Consider the following 16,838-nt stretch of genomic DNA (forward strand, 5'->3'; position numbering starts at 1 on the left):
GGGGCCTTTTTTGCGGTCCTGAAGCCCGTGCAGTGAACCTTACGCTGCTGCCGGGACGACGACGACCGTGTGCTTCTTCGCTGCGCCCTTCGTCGTGAACTGGACGTGGCCGTCCGTCAGCGCGAACAAGGTGTGATCCTTGCCGATGCCGACGTTTTCACCCGGGTGCATGCGCGTGCCGCGCTGGCGAACGATGATGCCGCCTGCATTGATTGCCTGGCCGCCGTAAACCTTCACGCCGAGGCGCTTCGATTCCGAATCGCGGCCGTTGCGGGAAGACCCGCCTGCTTTTTTGTGTGCCATTTGCTATAGCTCCTTGACCGTTGCGCGACGCTTAAGCGTTGATCGCGTCGATGCGCAGTTCGGTGTAGTTCTGGCGATGGCCAGCGTGCTTTTGGTAGTGCTTCCGGCGACGCATCTTGAAGATGGTCACTTTCTTGTGACGACCTTGCGACACGACGGTAGCCTTGACGGAAGCCCCACTGACCAGCGGCGTACCGAACTGAATCGATTCGCCTTCGCCTACTGCGAGAACCTGGTCGAGCGTGATTTCAGCGTCAATGTCTGCCGGTATCTGTTCTACTTTCAATTTTTCGCCAACGGCAACTTTGTACTGCTTGCCGCCGGTTTTTATGACCGCGTACATTGAGAACCTCACTCAGAATTCGTTTTTCCACGCACCGCGCGGGGAAAACACGAGATTATACATAGGCTTAGACGCCGCGTCAAAAGGCATTGACATTTCGCGCAAGCGGCTTTGGGAGCCCGTTGAAGGCGATGGCAGCCGCAAAGCGGTGCGCGAAGGACGCCGCAAAGCGCCCGGTGATTCGTCGCGGGTCCGATTCGCCTTATAATCCGCCGCATTACCTCATTTGCCGATCATGTCGTCCACCGCCACTTCCTCCCCCGACGCCGCCGCACTGCTTGCCCCGATCGCCGAGGACATGCAGCAGGTCAATCGCGTCATCCGGCAGCGCCTGGCATCAGAAGTGATGCTCATCAACCAGATTTCCGAGTACATCATCGGCGCGGGCGGCAAGCGGCTGCGCCCGGCGCTCTTGCTGCTCGTGGCGGGCGCGCTGGGCGATACGACCGGGCATCGCCATGAACTGGCCGCCGTGGTCGAGTTCATTCACACGGCCACGCTTCTGCACGACGACGTCGTCGACGAATCCGACCTGCGCCGCGGCCGCAAGACGGCGAATGCGCTCTTCGGCAACGCGGCGAGCGTGCTCGTCGGCGATTTCCTCTACTCGCGCTCGTTCGAGATGATGGTGAGCGTCGGGAAGATGCGCGTGATGGAGATTCTGTCGGTCGCGACCAACATTATCTCCGAAGGCGAAGTGCTGCAGCTCCTCAACATGCACGACCCGGATGTGGACGAAGCGCGCTATATGCAGGTCATCCGCTACAAGACCGCGAAGCTCTTCGAGGCGGCGGCGCAACTGGGCGCGGTGCTTTCGGGTTCCGACGCGCGCACGGAAGCGGCGGCGGCGGAATTCGGCCGGCGCATCGGCACCGCATTCCAGATCATGGACGACTGGCTCGACTACACCGGCACGCCCGAATCCATGGGCAAGAACGCCGGCGACGATCTGCGCGAAGGCAAGCCCACTCTCCCGCTCATCTATTTGATGGAGCACGGCACGGCGGAACAGGCGGCGCTCGCGCGCGAGGCGATCGAGCACGGCGGCACGGATCGCTTCGACACGATTTTCCACGCCATCACCACGTCGGGCGCGCTGGACCATACGCTCGAATGCGCGCGGAAAGAAGCGCAGGCAGCGGCGAACGCGATTTCTGCATTCCCCGCTTCCATTTACAAAGAGAGCCTGCTAGAATTATGTTCTTACTCGACGTCGAGGCAGTCTTGAAAGAGACTTTCGAGCCGAAAGCGTCCAAGTAACGAATTCGGGGTGTAGCTTAGCCTGGTAGAGCGCTACGTTCGGGACGTAGAGGCCGGAGGTTCGAATCCTCTCACCCCGACCAGAATTGCAAAAACCCGCATGGTTCGCCATGCGGGTTTTTTCTTTTTCGTCCGATGCTCCGCGCGCGAGCCAGCGGGCGGGCCCCGGCGGCCCGGGAAAGCCGTCTGCTATAGTCCATCCATCACCGCCCCTACTCGATCACCGCGTGGACAACCTTCCCTTATGGGCGCAAATCTGCGCCATTTTTCTGCTGCTGTTCCTTTCCGGTTTTTTCTCCATCTCTGAAACGTCGATGATGGCGCTCAATCGCCATCGGCTGAAGTTCCTGGCTAGCCAAGGCTCGTTGGGCGCGCGGACGACGCAAGGTTTGCTCGCCAAGACGGATCAGCTGCTTTCGGTCATCCTGATCGGCAACAATCTGATCAACACGATCATCCCGGTCCTGACCACCTCCATCGCGCTGCGCACGTTCGGGCACGACAACGTCGTGCTCTCGGTCACGACGGGCGTGATCGCGTTCCTCATCATCGTGTTCGCAGAAATCGCGCCGAAGATCGTGGGCGCGACGTATCCCGAAAAGGTCGCATTGCCGGCGAGTCTCGTGCTCGCGCCGCTCATGCGCATCGCGCGGCCGCTGGTGTGGTTCGTCAACCTTTTCGCCAACGCGATTCTCGCCGCGCTGCATATCAATCTGAAGGGCAACCGCGATCAGCGTCTTTCGCCCGAGGAACTGCGCACCATCGTGCTGGAAACCGGCAGCTTCATGCCGACCAAGCACCGCAGCATTCTGCTCAATCTGTTCGACCTGGAAAACATCTCCGTCGATGACGTGATGATCCCGCGCCGGCGCATCGAGGCGCTGGACTTCGACGCGCCGTTCGACGACATCCTGCATCAGTTGGAGACGTGCTATCACAACAAGCTCGTCGTCTATCAGGGCGATATCGACCGCGTGCTCGGCGTCCTTCATGTGCGCAAGACGCTGTCGGCGCTGCATAACCAGGAACTCGAGCGCGACACGCTGCGCGAACTGCTGACCGAGCCTTATTTCGTGCCGGCCGGCACGCCTGTCTTTCAGCAGTTGCAGTACTTTCAAGAGAGCGGTCACCGCATCGCGATCGTCGTCGACGAATACGGCGAGCTGCAAGGGCTCGTCACGCCGGAAGACATCATCGAGGAACTGATCGGCGAATTCACGTCGACGATTCCGCGCGGCGCGGGCTCGCGCGGCTGGGACGAGAACGGCGAGTGCATCGTGCCCGGCAGCATGCCGCTGCGCGAACTGAACCGCTGGCTCAAGCTGACGCTGCCGACGGACGGTCCGAAGACGCTCAACGGGCTGATCCTCGAAACGCTCGAAGACATTCCGGACGGCGACGTGGCGATGCGCATCGGCGGCGTGTATCTGGAAGTCATGCGCAGCGACGATCAGGCGGTTCGCACGGTCAAGATCTTTCGTCCGGCCGCGCCGGCGAAGCGCGCGTTGCGTTAGCCGTTCGGACGAGTAGCCGGGCACGCGGGACGGCGGGATGATCGGTCATCTCGTTCCGATCCCGACCCGCTACCGCCGATGAATTCCGTTCCTCCCGCCGCGTTTCCACGCCCGGCCGACCCCACCTTCGAGACAACGTCCGACGGTCACTCGCCCGCCGTTTCGCTGCTCGCCGACACCTTGCGCGAAGCCGCCGAGCGCGGCGCGTCGGACATCCACGTCGAGCCGTCCGAGCACGATTGGCGCATTCGGCTGCGCGTCGATGGCGCGCTGCACGTCTTGCGCCGTCCTCCGCCGCATTTGCGCGATGCCTTCGTCACGCGAATCAAAGTGCTCGCGCGCATGGATATCGCGGAACGTCGCGTGCCGCAGGACGGACGTCTGCGGCTCGCCTTGCCGGGCGGCCAGACCGGCGACTATCGCGTGAGTTCACTGCCGACGCTCTTCGGCGAAAAGCTGGTCCTGCGCCGGCTCGATGCGTTGCCGCGAGACCTGTCGCTCGGCGCGCTCGGCCTCAGTGACGAGCAAAGCGGCGTCGTCGAATCCGCGATTCGCGCGCCGCATGGCCTCGTGCTCGTCACGGGTCCGACCGGCAGCGGCAAGACGCTCTCGCTGTACTGTTTCCTTCAGATGCTCAACGCCGAAGCGCGCAACATCTGCGCCGTGGAAGATCCCGCCGAGATCCAGCTTGCGGGCATCAATCAGGTCAGCGTGCGCGAGAAGGCCGGCCTCACCTTCGCCGTCGCGCTGCGTGCGTTCATGCGGCAGGACCCGGACGTCATCATGGTCGGCGAGATTCGGGATGCCGAAACCGCCGACGTCGCCGTGAAAGCCGCGCAGACCGGCCACCTCGTCCTCTCGACGCTCCACACCAACGACGCGCCCGCCGCCATCGCGCGCCTGATCGACATCGGCGTCGCGCCGTACAACCTCGCGTCGGCGTTGCGGCTGGTGACGGCGCAACGGCTCGTGCGCAAGCTCTGCGATGCGTGCCGCGCGCCGTCCGCGCTGACGCTCCCAGATGGTTTTCGTCCGTTCGAGCCGCGCGGCTGCCCGGCGTGTCACGGCATCGGATATCGCGGGCGCGTCGGCGTGCATCAGTTGATGCCGGTGTCGGATGGTATCCGCGAGTTGATCGTCGGTCGCGCGGCGACTCACGCGGTTGCGCGGCTTGCGCAGTCCGAAGGCATGCCCGCCTTGCGCGACGCCGCTTTCGCGCGCGTGCGCGAAGGCGTGACGAGCGTCGCGGAAGCCGCCGACGCGACGGAGATCGCGTGATGGCCGCCGACTTATCCGAGATGCGCGAGATGCGCTACGCGTGGCGCGGCATCGATGCGCAAGGCGCGACGAAGCGCGGCAAGCTGATCGCGGCGAATTCCGCTTCGGCGCGCGCCTCGTTGCGCCGGGAAGGCGTGACCGTGCTCGAACTCGACGCGTTGGGCGCAGCGCCGCCGCCCAAGGCATCGTCGGCGGAAGTCGGCGTGTTCACGCGCCAACTCGCCGGATTGCTTCGCGCCGGGTTGCCGCTCGCGAGCGCGCTCGACCTGCTTGGCAACGCGGGCGGGCGCGGAGGTTTGCCGCGCATTGTGCGTTCATTGGCGCGCGACATCACGCGCGGCGTGCCGTTCTCGGCCGCGCTCGCGCGTCACCCGGCGTTCGGCGCGTTGTACTGTCAACTCGTCGCCGTCGGAGAAGTAGCCGGTGCGCTGCCTGCGGTGCTCGCGCGTCTCGCCGACGATCGCGAGCGGGCCAGCGCCCAGCGCGCGAAGCTGCGCGCCGCCCTCGCCTATCCGGTCGTGGTGCTGCTGCTGTCGCTCGCGATCACCGCAGGACTGCTGATCGGCGTCGTGCCGACTTTCAAGACGATTTTCGACGGCTTCGGCGCCGCGCTGCCCGCACCGACGCGCTTCGTGCTCGCGTTGTCCGATGTGGTCGCGCGACATGGCGTGCCGTTCATCGCGGTGAGCGCGTGCATGACGCTCGTCGCGGCTCGCTGGATCAAGCGATCGGCCCACGCCCGCAAGACGGCCGACCACATCGCACTGAAGTTGCCGATTGCCGGTCCCTTGCTACGGTCACTGGCCGTCGCGCGCTGGAGCCGCGCGCTCGGCACGCTGCTCGCGGCCGGCACCCCGCTTTCCGACGCGTTCGACTCGCTCTCGCAGGCCACCGGGAGTCCGGTGTTCGATAGCGCCACCGTCGAGATCGCGTCGCGCCTGCGCAACGGCGAGCGGCTCGCCGCCGCGATGCGCGCGCTCGGCTGCTTTCCGCAGGACGTGGTGCAGCCGATCGCCGTCGCCGAAGAATCCGGCTCGCTCGACTCCATGCTGCTCGATCTCGCGGCGCTCGCCGATCGTCAGGTGGACGAGCGCATCGGCGCGTTCGCGAGCTTGTGCGAGCCGCTCGTCATCGCGGTGTTGGGGGCGCTCGTCGGCGGACTCGTCATCGCGATGTATCTTCTGATCATTCAGCTCGGCAACGTGGTGTAGCATCGCGGGCCAAAGACATCGCATCACGACCATGCAGCCTCCGATCACTACGTCCGCCGCGCATCACGCGAGCCCTTATCTGGCAACGTTCGCCGCGTTGCCGGTGGCCGCGCAATACGCGTTCGCGATCGTGTTCGGGCTGATCGTCGGGAGCTTTCTGAGCGTGGTCGTGCATCGCCTGCCGGTCATGCTCGAACGCGCGTGGCGCGCGGAACTCGACGCGGCGCTGCCCGATGCGCCGAAGCCGCCGCCGGACGGCTATCCGGCGCGGTTCAATCTTGCCGTTCCACGCAGCGCCTGCCCGCATTGCGGTCACGTCCTGCGCGCGTGGGAGAACATTCCGGTTGTCAGTTATCTCGCGCTTCGCGGGCGCTGTTCCGCGTGCGGCGCGCGCGTGAGTCCGCGCTATCCGCTGATCGAACTGGCGACCGGCGCCTTCGCTGCGCTCTCGCTCTATGCGTTCGGCCCGGACTGGCCCGCGCTCGCCGCATTCGGCCTGTGCGCGACGCTGCTGGCCGCGGGCCTGATCGACTACGACACGCGCTACCTGCCCGACGTGCTCACGTTGCCGCTGCTGTGGGCGGGGCTGATCGTCAATTTCGGCGATGGCGGCTTTGCGACGCTGCATGACGGCGTGATCGGCGCGATCGCGGGCTATCTGTTTCTCTGGTGCGTGTACTGGCTCTTCAAACTGGCTCGCGGCGTGGAAGGCATGGGCTACGGCGATTTCAAGCTGCTCGCGGCCATCGGCGCGTGGCTCGGCTGGGCGGCGCTCGCGCAGGTGCTGCTGATTTCGGCGGTGGCGGGCGCGCTGTTCGGTATCCTCGCGACATGGCGCGGACGCATGCGCTTCGAGGAGCCCTTGCCGTTCGGCCCGTTTCTCGCGGCGGGCGGCGCGATCACGCTTTTTATCGGGACGCCGCTTTATTCACTGTTCGGATGAGCGAAGGGAGCAACGGATGTTCAGCATCGGCTTGACGGGCGGCATTGGCAGCGGCAAAAGCACGGTCGCCGACCTCTTCGCTGAGCGCGGCGTGCCGCTAGTCGATACCGATCTCATCGCGCATCAGGTAAGCGCGCCGGGCGGCGTCGCGATGCCGCTGATCGCGAGCGAGTTCGGCAGCGCGTACGTCGCGCCGGACGGCTCGCTGGATCGCGCGAAGATGCGCGAGCTGGTGTTCTCCGATGACACCGCGCGCGCGCGTCTCGAAGCCATTCTTCATCCGCTGATCCGCGCGGAGACGGAGCGGCAGCGGGTGGCCGCCGGCGGCGCGTACCACATCGTCGTGGTGCCGCTGCTCGTCGAGTCGGGGAACTGGGCGTCGCGGGTATCGCGGGTGCTTGTCGTCGATTGCCCCGTCGAGACGCAGATCGCGCGCGTCATGCGGCGCAACGGCTTTTCGCGCGAGCAGGTGCTGGCGATCATCGCGAAGCAGGCTTCGCGCGAAACCCGCCTCGCCGCAGCAGACGACATCCTGGTCAACGACGACTCAGCCACGCTCGAATCGCTGGCGCACGACGTCGAGGCGCTGCACGGGCGATATCTCGAACTCGCGGCGCGGACCGAGCCGTGAGCAGCGCATTGCTTGCCTGAAACATCAGGAAAAGTTCCATTTATTGCCGCGAACCGCGTCAAAAGCGCCGTAAATGTGAGCGGATTTGCTAGGGTAAAGATGCGGCATTAGAATGTCCTGACTTCCGCTCATGGAAGCAACCGACCCACGCCGAGGCGAGCGCTTGATTCTTTACGAGTATCCCTTCAACGAGCGGATTCGGACGCTGCTGCGTCTCGAAGACTTGTTCGAGCGCTTCACGTTCTTCCTCACGCAGGAAGATCCCCGGGAACATCACGTTGCGCTCACCACGCTGTTCGAGATCGCGGAAGTCGCGGGCCGTACGGACCTCAAAGCCGATCTGATGAAGGAACTGGAACGGCAGCGGCAGACGCTGGCGCCGTTTCGCGGCAATCCGGGCATCGAACAGGAAGCGCTGGAAGCCGTTCTCGGCGAGATCGAGCAGACGCTTGCCGGGCTCACCGACATGCACGGCAAGACGGGGCAGCATCTGGCCGACAACGAATGGCTCGCGAGCATTCGCAGCCGCACGATCATTCCCGGTGGAACCTGCAAGTTCGATCTGCCGTCGTATTACGCGTGGCAGCAGTTGCCCGTCGAAGATCGCCGTCAGGACATTGCCAAATGGGTCATGCCGATGCTCGCGCTACGCGACGCCGCCGCTATCGTGCTGCGGCTCGCGCGCGAATCCGGTCAGGCGTCGAAGGTCATGGCCATGCAGGGCAGCTATCAGCAGATGCTGTCCGGCCGTACGTATCAGTTGATGCAGGTGCGCGTGTCGCCGGAAGTGCGCGTCATTCCCGAGGCGAGCGCGAACAAATACATGCTCTGGGTGCGCTTCACCGTGCAGGACGGCGACCTGAAACCGCGCGCCGTCGATGTCGACGTGCCCTTTCATCTGACGCTTTGCAGTCTTTGAACCACGCGCTTCGGCCTTATATGATCGAATGTCGATCAACGCTGGCTCAATCCAAAACGTCTCACCGTCATGACCACTGTCGTCAAATGCCCGACCTGCGCGAAGGAAGTGCGCTGGGTCCCGGAAAACCGCTTTCGTCCGTTCTGCTCCGAGCGATGCAAGCAAATCGACCTCGGCGCCTGGGCGACCGAAAAGTACCGTATCTCCGGTAACTCCCAGGAAACGCCGCCGGACGACGACTCGCACGGCGGCCTCAACTAACGCGCACTATGGCTGCGCTTCCGCCGCGAGCCACTCCAGCACGGGAATCGCGGCGGGCAACAGCGGGCCGACGTCAACAGGCAGCGTCTGCCACGCGATAGCCTGCCCTTCGCGGCCGAGCGGCGTACCCGTCCACTCCATCACCTTGCAGAAGAAAAGCCGCACGTACGCGTGCGGATAGTCGTGCTCGAGCGTGCGCCACAGCTTGCACGCGGTCACGTCGATGCCGAGTTCTTCGTGCAATTCGCGCCCGAGCGCCGCTTCGACGCTTTCGCCCGGCTCCAGCTTGCCGCCCGGAAATTCCCAGTAGCCCTCGTACGGCTTGCCTTCGGGGCGCTGCGCGAGCAGATAATGGCCGTCCGGCTGCACCATCACGCCGACGGCCACTTCCGTCACCTTGCGGCCATCGGGAGCGAGATCACCCGAAGCGTTCGCAACGTCCGACGCCCCGCTCATTGCTTGCGGCCCGACCAGTCGCGTGCGAACTGCCACGCCACGCGACCCGAGCGTGATCCACGCTCCAGCGCCCAGACGAGCGCATCGCCGCGAGCGGCTTCGATCTCGCTCGCGTCGCAGCCGAAATGCTTCAGCCAGTGCCCGACGATCGACAGATAGTCGTCCTGCTTGAACGGATAGAAGCTGACCCACAACCCGAAGCGTTCGGACAGCGAAATCTTCTCCTCGACCACTTCGCCGGGGTGAATCTCGCCATCGGGCGTGTGCTTGTAGGTCTCGTTGTCGCTCATGTACTCGGGCAGCAGATGCCGGCGGTTCGAGGTCGCGTAGATCAGCACGTTGTCCGACTGCGCCGCGACCGAACCGTCCAGCGCCACTTTCAGCGCCTTGTAGCCGGACTCGCCCTCTTCGAACGAGAGATCGTCGCAAAACACGATGAAACGCTCGGGCCGCGTCGAGATGAGATCGACGATATCGCCGAGATCATGCAGATCGTCCTTGTCGACTTCGATCAGGCGCAGGCCGTCCTTCGCGTACGCATTGAGGCACGCCTTGATGAGCGACGACTTGCCCGTGCCGCGCGCGCCCGTGAGCAGCACGTTGTTGGCCGGCAGCTTGTTGACGAACTGCCGCGTGTTCTGCTCGATGAGCGCCTTCTGCCGGTCGATGTTTTGCAGGTCGCCGAGCGCAATCTGCGAGATGGCCGGCACCGGCTGCAAAAAGCCGCGACCTTGCCGCTTACGCCAGCGAAACGCCACGGCCGATTCCCAGTCGATTTCCGGCGCAGCGGGCGGCAGCATGCCTTCGATGCGCGCCAGAACCGCCTCGGCGCGAGTAAGAAATTGTTCGAGTTTGTCCATGTCCATTTCTGTGCGCGCCGATCGGGCGCGCGTTACGAGCGGTAATCCGCGTTGATGCTCACGTAGTCGTGCGAGAGGTCGCAGGTCCAAATGGTCGCCTGCTGCTGGCCGCGGCCGAGCAATACGCGAATGGCGATCTCGCTCTTTTTCATCACGCGCTGGCCGTCTTCTTCGCGGTAGTCGGGGTTGCGTCCGCCCGCCTTCGCGACGAGCACGTCGTCGAGGTACAGGTCGATCTTGCCGACGTCCAGATCGGTTACGCCCGCATAGCCGATGGCGGCGAGAATGCGGCCGAGATTCGGGTCCGACGCGTAGAACGCCGTCTTCACGAGCGGCGAATGACCGATTGCATAGGCAATCTGGCGGCACTCCGCGACGTCCTTGCCGCCTTCGACCGTGATGGTCATGAACTTGGTCGCGCCTTCGCCGTCGCGCACGATCAACTGCGCGAGTTCCTGCGCCACGGACGTGACAGCGTCGCGCAACGCGGCGTACGCGGGCGAATCCGTGGACGTGATGGCGGGCAGGCTCGACTTGCCCGACGCGATCAGGATGAACGAATCGTTGGTGGACGTATCGCCGTCGATGGTGATGCAGTTGAACGAGCGATCCGCCACGTGCTTCACCAGTTCGTCGAGGACCGGCTGCGCGACGGCGGCATCGAATGCGAGAAAGCCGAGCATCGTCGCCATGTTCGGCTTGATCATGCCCGCGCCCTTGCTGATGCCGGACAGCGTGACTGTGTGGCCGTCGATCTGCACCTGACGCGACGCGGCTTTCGGCAGCGTGTCGGTGGTCATGATGGCTTGCGCGGCATCGAACCAGTGCGCCGCCTGTTGGTTGGCGAGCGCGGCGGGTAGGCCCGCTTTGAGACGATCGATCGGCAGCGGCTCCAGAATGACACCGGTCGAGAACGGCAGAATCTGCTGCGGTTCGACGCCCGCGAGACGCGCGAGCTCCGCGCAGGTCTCGCGCACGTGCGCCATGCCGGGCTCGCCCGTGCCCGCGTTCGCGTTGCCCGTGTTCACCACCAGCGCGCGAATGCCCTTGCCGCCCGCGCGCACCGCGTCCAGATGCTCGCGACACACCGTCACGGGCGCCGCGCAGAAGCGGTTCTGCGTGAACACGCCCGCGACCGTCGCGCCTTCATCGACGCGAATCACGAGCACGTCCTTGCGATTCGGCTTGCGGATATTCGCTTCGGCCCAGCCTAGCGTGACGCCAGTGACCGGATGAAGCGCGGCGGGATCGATCGAGGGGAAGTTGACAGCCATGTTCGCGACTCGCTGAAGGTGGCGAGTGCCGGCTCGCATGCGCCGGCACGCTGTGAAAGACTGACGCCGCCGGCAGGCCGGGAGCGCCGTGAAACGCCGGGCGCGCAGCACAAGGCGTGCTCGAGCCCGCAAAAACAAACGACGCATTGCTGCGTCGCTTGCCAGATTTGTCGGACGGACAGTTCGTTATACGAGCTTGCCGTGACAGTTCTTGTACTTCTTGCCGCTGCCGCACGGGCACGGGTCGTTGCGGCCGACCTTCGGCACGTCGTCGGCGGGGCGCGTGGCCACGCTGATGTCGTCGCCGCCGGCCATAGCCTGGCTGATCATCTGAGCCGTGGCCGTTGCCGCCGCTGCTGCGGGCGCAGCGGGCGCGGCCGCCGCGTTGTAGTCCGCGTGCGTGAACGACACATTCTCGACGTGGCTGCCCTTTTCTTCGTACTGCTCGGCGGCTTCTTCCAACTGCTCCGGCGACTGGATCTGCACGTTCATCACGATGCGCGTGACTTCCTGCTTCACCGCGTCGAGCATGGCGGCGAACAGTTCGAACGCCTCGCGCTTGTATTCCTGCTTCGGGTTTTTCTGCGCATAGCCGCGCAGATGGATGCCCTGACGCAGATGATCCAGCGCCGCCAGATGTTCGCGCCAGCGGCTGTCGAGCGTCTGCAGCATGATCGAACGCTCGAACGCGCTGAACGATTCGCGGCCCACGAGCGCGACCTTTGCCTCGTACGCTTCGTCGGCGGCGGCGAGAACGGCTTCGCAGATTTCCTCGGCGTCGATCGAGTTCGACTCGTTGATCATCTCCTGAATGGCGAGATCGAGCGACCACTCGTTGCGCAGCACTTCTTCCAACTCGGGCGCGTCCCACTGCTCCTCGATGCTGCCCGCCGGAACGAACGTGCGCACGAGGTCGGTGATCACGCTATGACGCATCGCCGCGATCGTTTCCTGCACGTCGTTCGCTTCGAGCAGTTCGTTGCGCTGCTGATAGATGACCTTGCGTTGATCGTTCGCGACGTCGTCGTACTCGAGCAGTTGCTTGCGAATGTCGAAGTTGCGCGCTTCCACCTTGCGCTGCGCGCCTTCGATGGAACGCGTGACCATGCCCGCTTCGATCGGCTCGCCTTCCGGCATCTTCAGGCGATCCATGATGGCGCGCACGCGGTCGCCCGCGAAGATGCGCAACAGCGGATCATCCAGCGACAGATAGAACCGCGACGAGCCCGGATCGCCCTGACGGCCCGCGCGGCCGCGCAACTGGTTGTCGATACGGCGCGACTCGTGACGCTCGGTGCCGATGATATGCAGTCCGCCCGCCGCCTTCACGTGGTCGTGCAGCGCCTGCCATTCGTCGTGCAGCTTTTGAATGCGCGCGGCTTTCTCGTTCTCGGGAATCGACAGATCGGCTTCGATGAACGACGCCTGTTTCTCCACATTGCCGCCGAGCACGATGTCCGTGCCGCGACCCGCCATGTTCGTCGCGATGGTGACGACGCCCGGCCGGCCCGCTTCCGCGACGATTGCCGCTTCGCGCGCGTGCTGCTTCGCGTTGAGCACTTCGTGCTTGATGCCGGCTTGCATCAGCATGCCGGACAGCAGTTCGGACGCTTCGATCGACGTCGTGCCGACGAGCGTCGGCTGGCCGCGTTCGACGCAATCGCGAATGTCGCGGATAACGGCGTCGTAACGCTCCTTCGATGTCTTGTAGATCTGGTCCTGCTTGTCGATGCGCTTCGGCGGACGGTTGGTCGGAATCACGACCGTTTCAAGACCGTAAATTTCCTGGAATTCGTACGCTTCCGTGTCTGCCGTGCCGGTCATGCCGGACAGCTTCGCGTACATGCGGAAGTAGTTTTGCAGCGTGATCGAGGCGAGCGTCTGGTTCTCGGCCTGAATCTGCACGTGCTCTTTCGCCTCGACCGCCTGATGCAGACCGTCGGACCAGCGGCGGCCCGTCATCATGCGGCCGGTGAATTCGTCGACGATCACGACTTCGCCGTTCTGCACCACGTAATGCTGATCGCGATGGAAAAGCGTATGCGCGCGCAGGGCGGCATAGATGTGGTGCATCAGCGTGATGTTCTGCGGCGCGTACAGGCTCTCGCCTTCGCCGATCAGGCCCCACTCGGCGAGCAGGCGCTCGGCTTTCTCGTGGCCCGATTCGGTGAGGAACACCTGACGCGCTTTCTCGTCGAGCGTGTAGTCGCCCGGCTTTTCGACGCCCGTGCCGTCCGCCTTTTCCTCGCCGATCTGCTGTTCGAGCAGCGGCGGCAGCGCGTTCATGCGCACGTAAAGGTCCGTATGATCTTCGGCCTGACCGGAGATGATGAGCGGCGTACGCGCTTCGTCGATCAGGATGGAGTCCACTTCGTCGACGATGGCGAAGTTGAGCGGCCGCTGCACGCGCGCGTCGGTCTCGTAGACCATGTTGTCGCGCAGATAGTCGAAGCCGAACTCGTTGTTCGTGCCGTAGGTAATGTCCGCCGCGTACGCCTGCTGTTTCTGCGAGTGCTCCATCTGCGACAGATTCACGCCGCACGACAGCCCGAGGAAGTTGTAGAGGCGCGCCATCCACTCGGCGTCACGCTGGGCGAGGTAGTCGTTGACCGTCACCACATGCACGCCGCGGCCCGACAGCGCGTTCAGATACGCGGCGAGCGTGGCGACGAGCGTCTTGCCCTCGCCGGTGCGCATTTCCGCGATCTTGCCGTAGTGCAGAACCATGCCGCCGATCAGCTGGACGTCGAAGTGGCGCATTTTCAGCACGCGCCGGCTCGCTTCGCGGCAGACGGCGAACGCCTCCGGAAGAATCACGTCCAGCGACTCGCCGCCCGCGACGCGCTTGCGGAACTCGTCCGTCTTCGCGCGCAACTGATCGTCCGTATATTTCTCGACGGTCGGCTCAAGGGCATTGATCGCCACAACGGTCTTTTGGTACTGCTTGACCAGCCGCTGATTGCGGCTGCCAAAAATCTTCTGAAGGAAACCGGTCGTCATTGGATCAGTGTCTGCGTCGCGGCTTCGGATGGGCGGCAGCGCGATGCTGCGTCCGGGCTCGGAAAACCTCGGCGACTTAAGTCCATTGGGTGAAATTCGAATCGGGAATTTTAGCACGCGACTCAAGCACATCTTGCGTCAGCGTGGGCGCTCGGGCGTCTGCGCCACGCGACAGTCAACGCGTTGAAAGCTTGGCCGCGCGGGCTTTCGCGGCGGGCGTCCACGCGAAGCGGAAGGCAGGCTCGCGGTACAATCGAGCGGTCGCATCAGGCGTCCGCTGATTAAAAAATGAGCCGCTTTTCTACAAATTCAAGGTCTGCGCCGGGGCGGTTCGATCCGCGCCGTCCGCAAGCCCTGGCCGACGTGCTGGATCGCACCGACGCGTTCCGCGCGCTGCGCGCCGGCGTCGAGCAAGTGGCGGCGCTCCAGCGCGATCTGGCCGCGCTTCTGCCCGACTATCTGGCGGCGAATGTCGAGCCCGGCTTCATCAAGGACGGCGTGCTCGCGCTTTTCGCCGCGCATAATGCGCTCGCCGCGCGGTTGCGGCATATCGAGCCGCGGCTTCTGTCGGATCTCCAGCAGCGCGGCTGGGCGGTGGATTCCCTCAAAATCCGCGTGCGTCCCCAGTCGATGAAGGAAGCGCCGCCACCGAAGCAGGCGCGCATGTCCGCGGCGGGCGCGTCCGCGCTGCACGACCTCGCCGAGACGCTCGCGCCTTCGCCGCTACAGGAAGCGCTCGCGCGCATGGCGGCGCGTCACCAGGGGCGCGGGCAAAAAAAATGAGCGGCGCTTTCGCTGCCGCTCACCTTTCGTTCTGCGTTTTGCCGATGATCAGGCAAACGCCGTCTGCGTATCGAATGCGAAACCGCGCGGCGCTTTCTGCGTGTCCTCGAACGTGACGATTTCGAACGCCTCTTCGTTCGCGAGCAGTTCGCGCAGCAGCATGTTGTTCATCGCGTGACCGCCCTTGTACGCGGTGTACGACGCGAGCAGCGGATGACCCACCACGTACAAATCGCCGATGGCGTCGAGCATCTTGTGCTTCACGAACTCGTCGTCGTAGCGCAGGCCGTCGTTGTTCAGAATGCGGTACTCGTCGAGCACGATGGCGTTGTCCATGCTGCCGCCGCGCGCCAGACCCAACTCGCGCATCATTTCCACTTCATGCGCGAAACCGAACGTGCGAGCGCGAGCAATTTCGCGCACATACGACGTCGTCGCGAAATCGACTTCCAGCGCCTGGCCCGTCTTGTCGACTGCCGGATGGCGGAAATCGATGGTAAAGCTCAGTTTGAAGCCGAAATACGGTTCGAGACGCGCGAATTTATCGCCTTCGCGCACTTCGACGGGCTTCTTCACCTTGATGAATTTCTTCGGCGCGTTCTGCTCTTCGATACCCGCCGACTGAATGAGAAACACGAACGAAGACGCGCTGCCATCCATGATCGGGATTTCCTCGGCAGTGACATCGACGTACAGATTGTCGATGCCCAGGCCCGCGCACGCTGACATCAGGTGCTCGATGGTCGACACGCGCGCGCCGTCCTTCTGGAGCACGGACGCGAGCCGCGTATCGCCGATCGCCATGGCGGACGCAGGGATGTCGACCGGCTGCGGCAGGTCGATCCGAGAAAACACGATGCCCGTTCCAACCGGTGCCGGGCGCAGCGTCAGATCGACCTTGCGGCCGGAATGAAGCCCGATTCCCACGGTTTTGACGACGGTCTTGATTGTTCGCTGCTTCAACATGATTTTTTTCCGATAGCAATTCCCAATAAAGAGAATTAATCGTTCATTGAATTCTAATAGACCGAAGTATACTCCATTCGGAGTAAGTCGTCCCAAACGAAGAGGTATCAACTGTTTCCCTGTGTTACGCCGCGACGCAGGGCCAGTCAAGTAGAACGGGCCGATGGCCGGAATGGAGGCATTTCCGGTCATCGGCCCCAAGTTGTCGCCGAATGCGAGGGCGTCGTTACGCGTTGTACAAAGACAACGCGACGCCGCTGCGCTCAGCGCAACGTCGCCAGGATGCTGCGAGCGTCGCTGACTTCGAACTTTCCGGGCGCTTCGACAGCGAGCGTCTTGACCACGCCGTTGTCGACCACCATCGCGTAACGCTGGGAACGGATTCCCATGCCACGCTCGGATAAATCCTGATCCAGTCCGAGTGCCTGAGTGAAACGCGCACTGCCGTCCGCCATCATCCTCACCTTGCCCGCGGCTTGGAGATCGCGTCCCCACGCGTTCATGACGAACGCGTCGTTGACGGAAACGCACCAGACTTCGTCGATGCCGGCGGCCCGGAACTCATCCGCCGCCTCGACAAAACCCGGCACGTGTCTGGCGGAACACGTCGGCGTGAACGCGCCCGGCAATCCGAAGATCACCACGCGCTTGCCGGCGGTCCGCTCGCGCACCGCGAACCCGTTCGGTCCCACGGCACAGCCCTCGCTCGCCACTTCGATGAACTCGAAGAGACGCGCATCAGGCAACGTTTCACCCACTTCGATCATGCTCGGTCCTTCCCTCGTCAGTGCTCGAAACACCTTGCGATTGCATCGTCCCGCAGTCTCGCCTCGCGC

17 protein-coding genes and 1 tRNA gene are annotated in these 16,838 nt (G+C 64.0%); 10 read left to right on the plus strand and 8 right to left on the minus strand.

Annotated elements, in window-relative coordinates:
- Window positions 1-39: 39 nt before the first annotated feature.
- Together rpmA and rplU are read right to left on the minus strand one after the other, a co-directional pair.
- On the minus strand, window positions 40-303 hold the full coding sequence (gene rpmA, locus NCR34_RS11905) for a 50S ribosomal protein L27 (RefSeq protein ID WP_175945147.1): 264 nt from the start codon (window positions 301-303) through the stop codon (window positions 40-42).
- A 31-nt stretch (window positions 304-334) separates the two neighbouring features.
- Complete coding sequence (gene rplU / locus NCR34_RS11910) at window positions 335-646, minus strand: 50S ribosomal protein L21 (RefSeq protein ID WP_008342953.1); 312 nt, start codon at window positions 644-646, stop codon at window positions 335-337.
- 235 nt (window positions 647-881) lie between these two features.
- Here rplU and NCR34_RS11915 point away from each other — a divergent pair, with 235 nt between their 5' ends.
- The 9 genes from NCR34_RS11915 (at window position 882) to NCR34_RS11955 (ending at window position 8,663) form a co-directional block, all read left to right on the plus strand.
- Complete coding sequence (locus tag NCR34_RS11915; protein WP_175945149.1) at window positions 882-1,874, plus strand: polyprenyl synthetase family protein; 993 nt, start codon at window positions 882-884, stop codon at window positions 1,872-1,874.
- 38 nt (window positions 1,875-1,912) lie between these two features.
- A tRNA-Pro gene (locus NCR34_RS11920) sits at window positions 1,913-1,989 on the plus strand.
- 144 nt (window positions 1,990-2,133) lie between these two features.
- Window positions 2,134-3,420: an HlyC/CorC family transporter gene (locus NCR34_RS11925; protein WP_206467060.1), complete on the plus strand. Its 1,287-nt coding sequence runs from the start codon at window positions 2,134-2,136 to the stop codon at window positions 3,418-3,420.
- A 78-nt stretch (window positions 3,421-3,498) separates the two neighbouring features.
- Complete coding sequence (locus tag NCR34_RS11930; protein ID WP_250500000.1) at window positions 3,499-4,698, plus strand: GspE/PulE family protein; 1,200 nt, start codon at window positions 3,499-3,501, stop codon at window positions 4,696-4,698.
- Window positions 4,698-5,909, plus strand: coding sequence for a type II secretion system F family protein (locus tag NCR34_RS11935; RefSeq protein ID WP_250500001.1), 1,212 nt, complete (start codon window positions 4,698-4,700; stop codon window positions 5,907-5,909). The genes NCR34_RS11930 and NCR34_RS11935 overlap by 1 nt, the downstream gene beginning before the upstream one ends.
- A gap of 31 nt (window positions 5,910-5,940) precedes the next feature.
- Window positions 5,941-6,852 carry a prepilin peptidase gene (locus NCR34_RS11940; protein ID WP_250500003.1) on the plus strand — a complete coding sequence of 304 codons (912 nt, stop codon included), beginning with the start codon at window positions 5,941-5,943 and terminating at the stop codon, window positions 6,850-6,852.
- Window positions 6,853-6,868: 16 nt separating this feature from the next.
- Complete coding sequence (coaE, locus tag NCR34_RS11945; protein ID WP_250500004.1) at window positions 6,869-7,483, plus strand: dephospho-CoA kinase; 615 nt, start codon at window positions 6,869-6,871, stop codon at window positions 7,481-7,483.
- A gap of 163 nt (window positions 7,484-7,646) precedes the next feature.
- Window positions 7,647-8,402 (plus strand): cell division protein ZapD, encoded by a 756-nt coding sequence (gene zapD, locus NCR34_RS11950; protein ID WP_175945315.1) that lies wholly within the window; start codon window positions 7,647-7,649, stop codon window positions 8,400-8,402.
- Window positions 8,403-8,471: 69 nt separating this feature from the next.
- Window positions 8,472-8,663, plus strand: a complete 192-nt coding sequence (locus NCR34_RS11955) for a DNA gyrase inhibitor YacG (protein ID WP_175945160.1) — start codon at window positions 8,472-8,474, stop codon at window positions 8,661-8,663.
- 6 nt (window positions 8,664-8,669) lie between these two features.
- On the opposite strand, the gene NCR34_RS11960 is transcribed toward NCR34_RS11955, so the two are convergent.
- From NCR34_RS11960 to secA, 4 genes are all read right to left on the minus strand, one after another.
- Window positions 8,670-9,119 (minus strand): NUDIX domain-containing protein, encoded by a 450-nt coding sequence (locus tag NCR34_RS11960; protein WP_284506537.1) that lies wholly within the window; start codon window positions 9,117-9,119, stop codon window positions 8,670-8,672.
- On the minus strand, window positions 9,116-9,979 hold the full coding sequence (locus NCR34_RS11965) for an ATP-binding protein (protein WP_175945164.1): 864 nt from the start codon (window positions 9,977-9,979) through the stop codon (window positions 9,116-9,118). Before NCR34_RS11965 ends, NCR34_RS11960 begins: the two co-directional genes overlap by 4 nt.
- A 32-nt stretch (window positions 9,980-10,011) precedes the next feature.
- The gene (gene argJ, locus NCR34_RS11970) at window positions 10,012-11,253 is read right to left on the minus strand and encodes a bifunctional glutamate N-acetyltransferase/amino-acid acetyltransferase ArgJ (protein WP_284506538.1); all 1,242 of its coding nucleotides are present in this window, start codon (window positions 11,251-11,253) and stop codon (window positions 10,012-10,014) included.
- Between the two features lie 186 nt (window positions 11,254-11,439).
- On the minus strand, window positions 11,440-14,253 hold the full coding sequence (gene secA, locus NCR34_RS11980) for a preprotein translocase subunit SecA (protein ID WP_250500007.1): 2,814 nt from the start codon (window positions 14,251-14,253) through the stop codon (window positions 11,440-11,442).
- Window positions 14,254-14,541: 288 nt separating this feature from the next.
- Between secA and NCR34_RS11985 the strand changes: the two genes are divergently transcribed.
- Window positions 14,542-15,036 carry a DciA family protein gene (locus tag NCR34_RS11985; RefSeq protein ID WP_250500009.1) on the plus strand — a complete coding sequence of 165 codons (495 nt, stop codon included), beginning with the start codon at window positions 14,542-14,544 and terminating at the stop codon, window positions 15,034-15,036.
- 48 nt (window positions 15,037-15,084) lie between these two features.
- On the opposite strand, the gene lpxC is transcribed toward NCR34_RS11985, so the two are convergent.
- Together lpxC and NCR34_RS11995 are read right to left on the minus strand one after the other, a co-directional pair.
- Complete coding sequence (gene lpxC / locus NCR34_RS11990; RefSeq protein ID WP_250500011.1) at window positions 15,085-16,002, minus strand: UDP-3-O-acyl-N-acetylglucosamine deacetylase; 918 nt, start codon at window positions 16,000-16,002, stop codon at window positions 15,085-15,087.
- Window positions 16,003-16,265: 263 nt separating this feature from the next.
- Window positions 16,266-16,769 (minus strand): peroxiredoxin, encoded by a 504-nt coding sequence (locus NCR34_RS11995; protein WP_250500012.1) that lies wholly within the window; start codon window positions 16,767-16,769, stop codon window positions 16,266-16,268.
- Between the last annotated feature and the right edge of the window lie 69 nt (window positions 16,770-16,838).

The sequence above is a fragment of the Caballeronia sp. GAWG1-5s-s genome, from assembly GCF_023631445.1.
Classification (GTDB): Bacteria; Pseudomonadota; Gammaproteobacteria; order Burkholderiales; family Burkholderiaceae; genus Caballeronia.

Bases quoted from the DNA above. Each gene is read 5' to 3' on its own strand.
- rpmA (WP_175945147.1), bottom strand. From the start codon at position 303: ATGGCACACAAAAAAGCAGGCGGGTCTTCCCGCAACGGCCGCGATTCG.
- NCR34_RS11940 (WP_250500003.1), top strand. From the start codon at position 5,941: ATGCAGCCTCCGATCACTACGTCCGCCGCGCATCACGCGAGCCCTTAT.
- NCR34_RS11955 (WP_175945160.1), top strand. From the start codon at position 8,472: ATGACCACTGTCGTCAAATGCCCGACCTGCGCGAAGGAAGTGCGCTGG.
- lpxC (WP_250500011.1), bottom strand. From the start codon at position 16,002: ATGTTGAAGCAGCGAACAATCAAGACCGTCGTCAAAACCGTGGGAATC.
- coaE (WP_250500004.1), top strand. From the start codon at position 6,869: ATGTTCAGCATCGGCTTGACGGGCGGCATTGGCAGCGGCAAAAGCACG.
- NCR34_RS11930 (WP_250500000.1), top strand. From the start codon at position 3,499: ATGAATTCCGTTCCTCCCGCCGCGTTTCCACGCCCGGCCGACCCCACC.
- NCR34_RS11985 (WP_250500009.1), top strand. From the start codon at position 14,542: ATGAGCCGCTTTTCTACAAATTCAAGGTCTGCGCCGGGGCGGTTCGAT.
- NCR34_RS11915 (WP_175945149.1), top strand. From the start codon at position 882: ATGTCGTCCACCGCCACTTCCTCCCCCGACGCCGCCGCACTGCTTGCC.
- rplU (WP_008342953.1), bottom strand. From the start codon at position 646: ATGTACGCGGTCATAAAAACCGGCGGCAAGCAGTACAAAGTTGCCGTT.
- NCR34_RS11995 (WP_250500012.1), bottom strand. From the start codon at position 16,769: ATGATCGAAGTGGGTGAAACGTTGCCTGATGCGCGTCTCTTCGAGTTC.
- argJ (WP_284506538.1), bottom strand. From the start codon at position 11,253: ATGGCTGTCAACTTCCCCTCGATCGATCCCGCCGCGCTTCATCCGGTC.
- NCR34_RS11960 (WP_284506537.1), bottom strand. From the start codon at position 9,119: ATGAGCGGGGCGTCGGACGTTGCGAACGCTTCGGGTGATCTCGCTCCC.
- secA (WP_250500007.1), bottom strand. From the start codon at position 14,253: ATGACGACCGGTTTCCTTCAGAAGATTTTTGGCAGCCGCAATCAGCGG.
- NCR34_RS11935 (WP_250500001.1), top strand. From the start codon at position 4,698: ATGGCCGCCGACTTATCCGAGATGCGCGAGATGCGCTACGCGTGGCGC.
- NCR34_RS11965 (WP_175945164.1), bottom strand. From the start codon at position 9,979: ATGGACAAACTCGAACAATTTCTTACTCGCGCCGAGGCGGTTCTGGCG.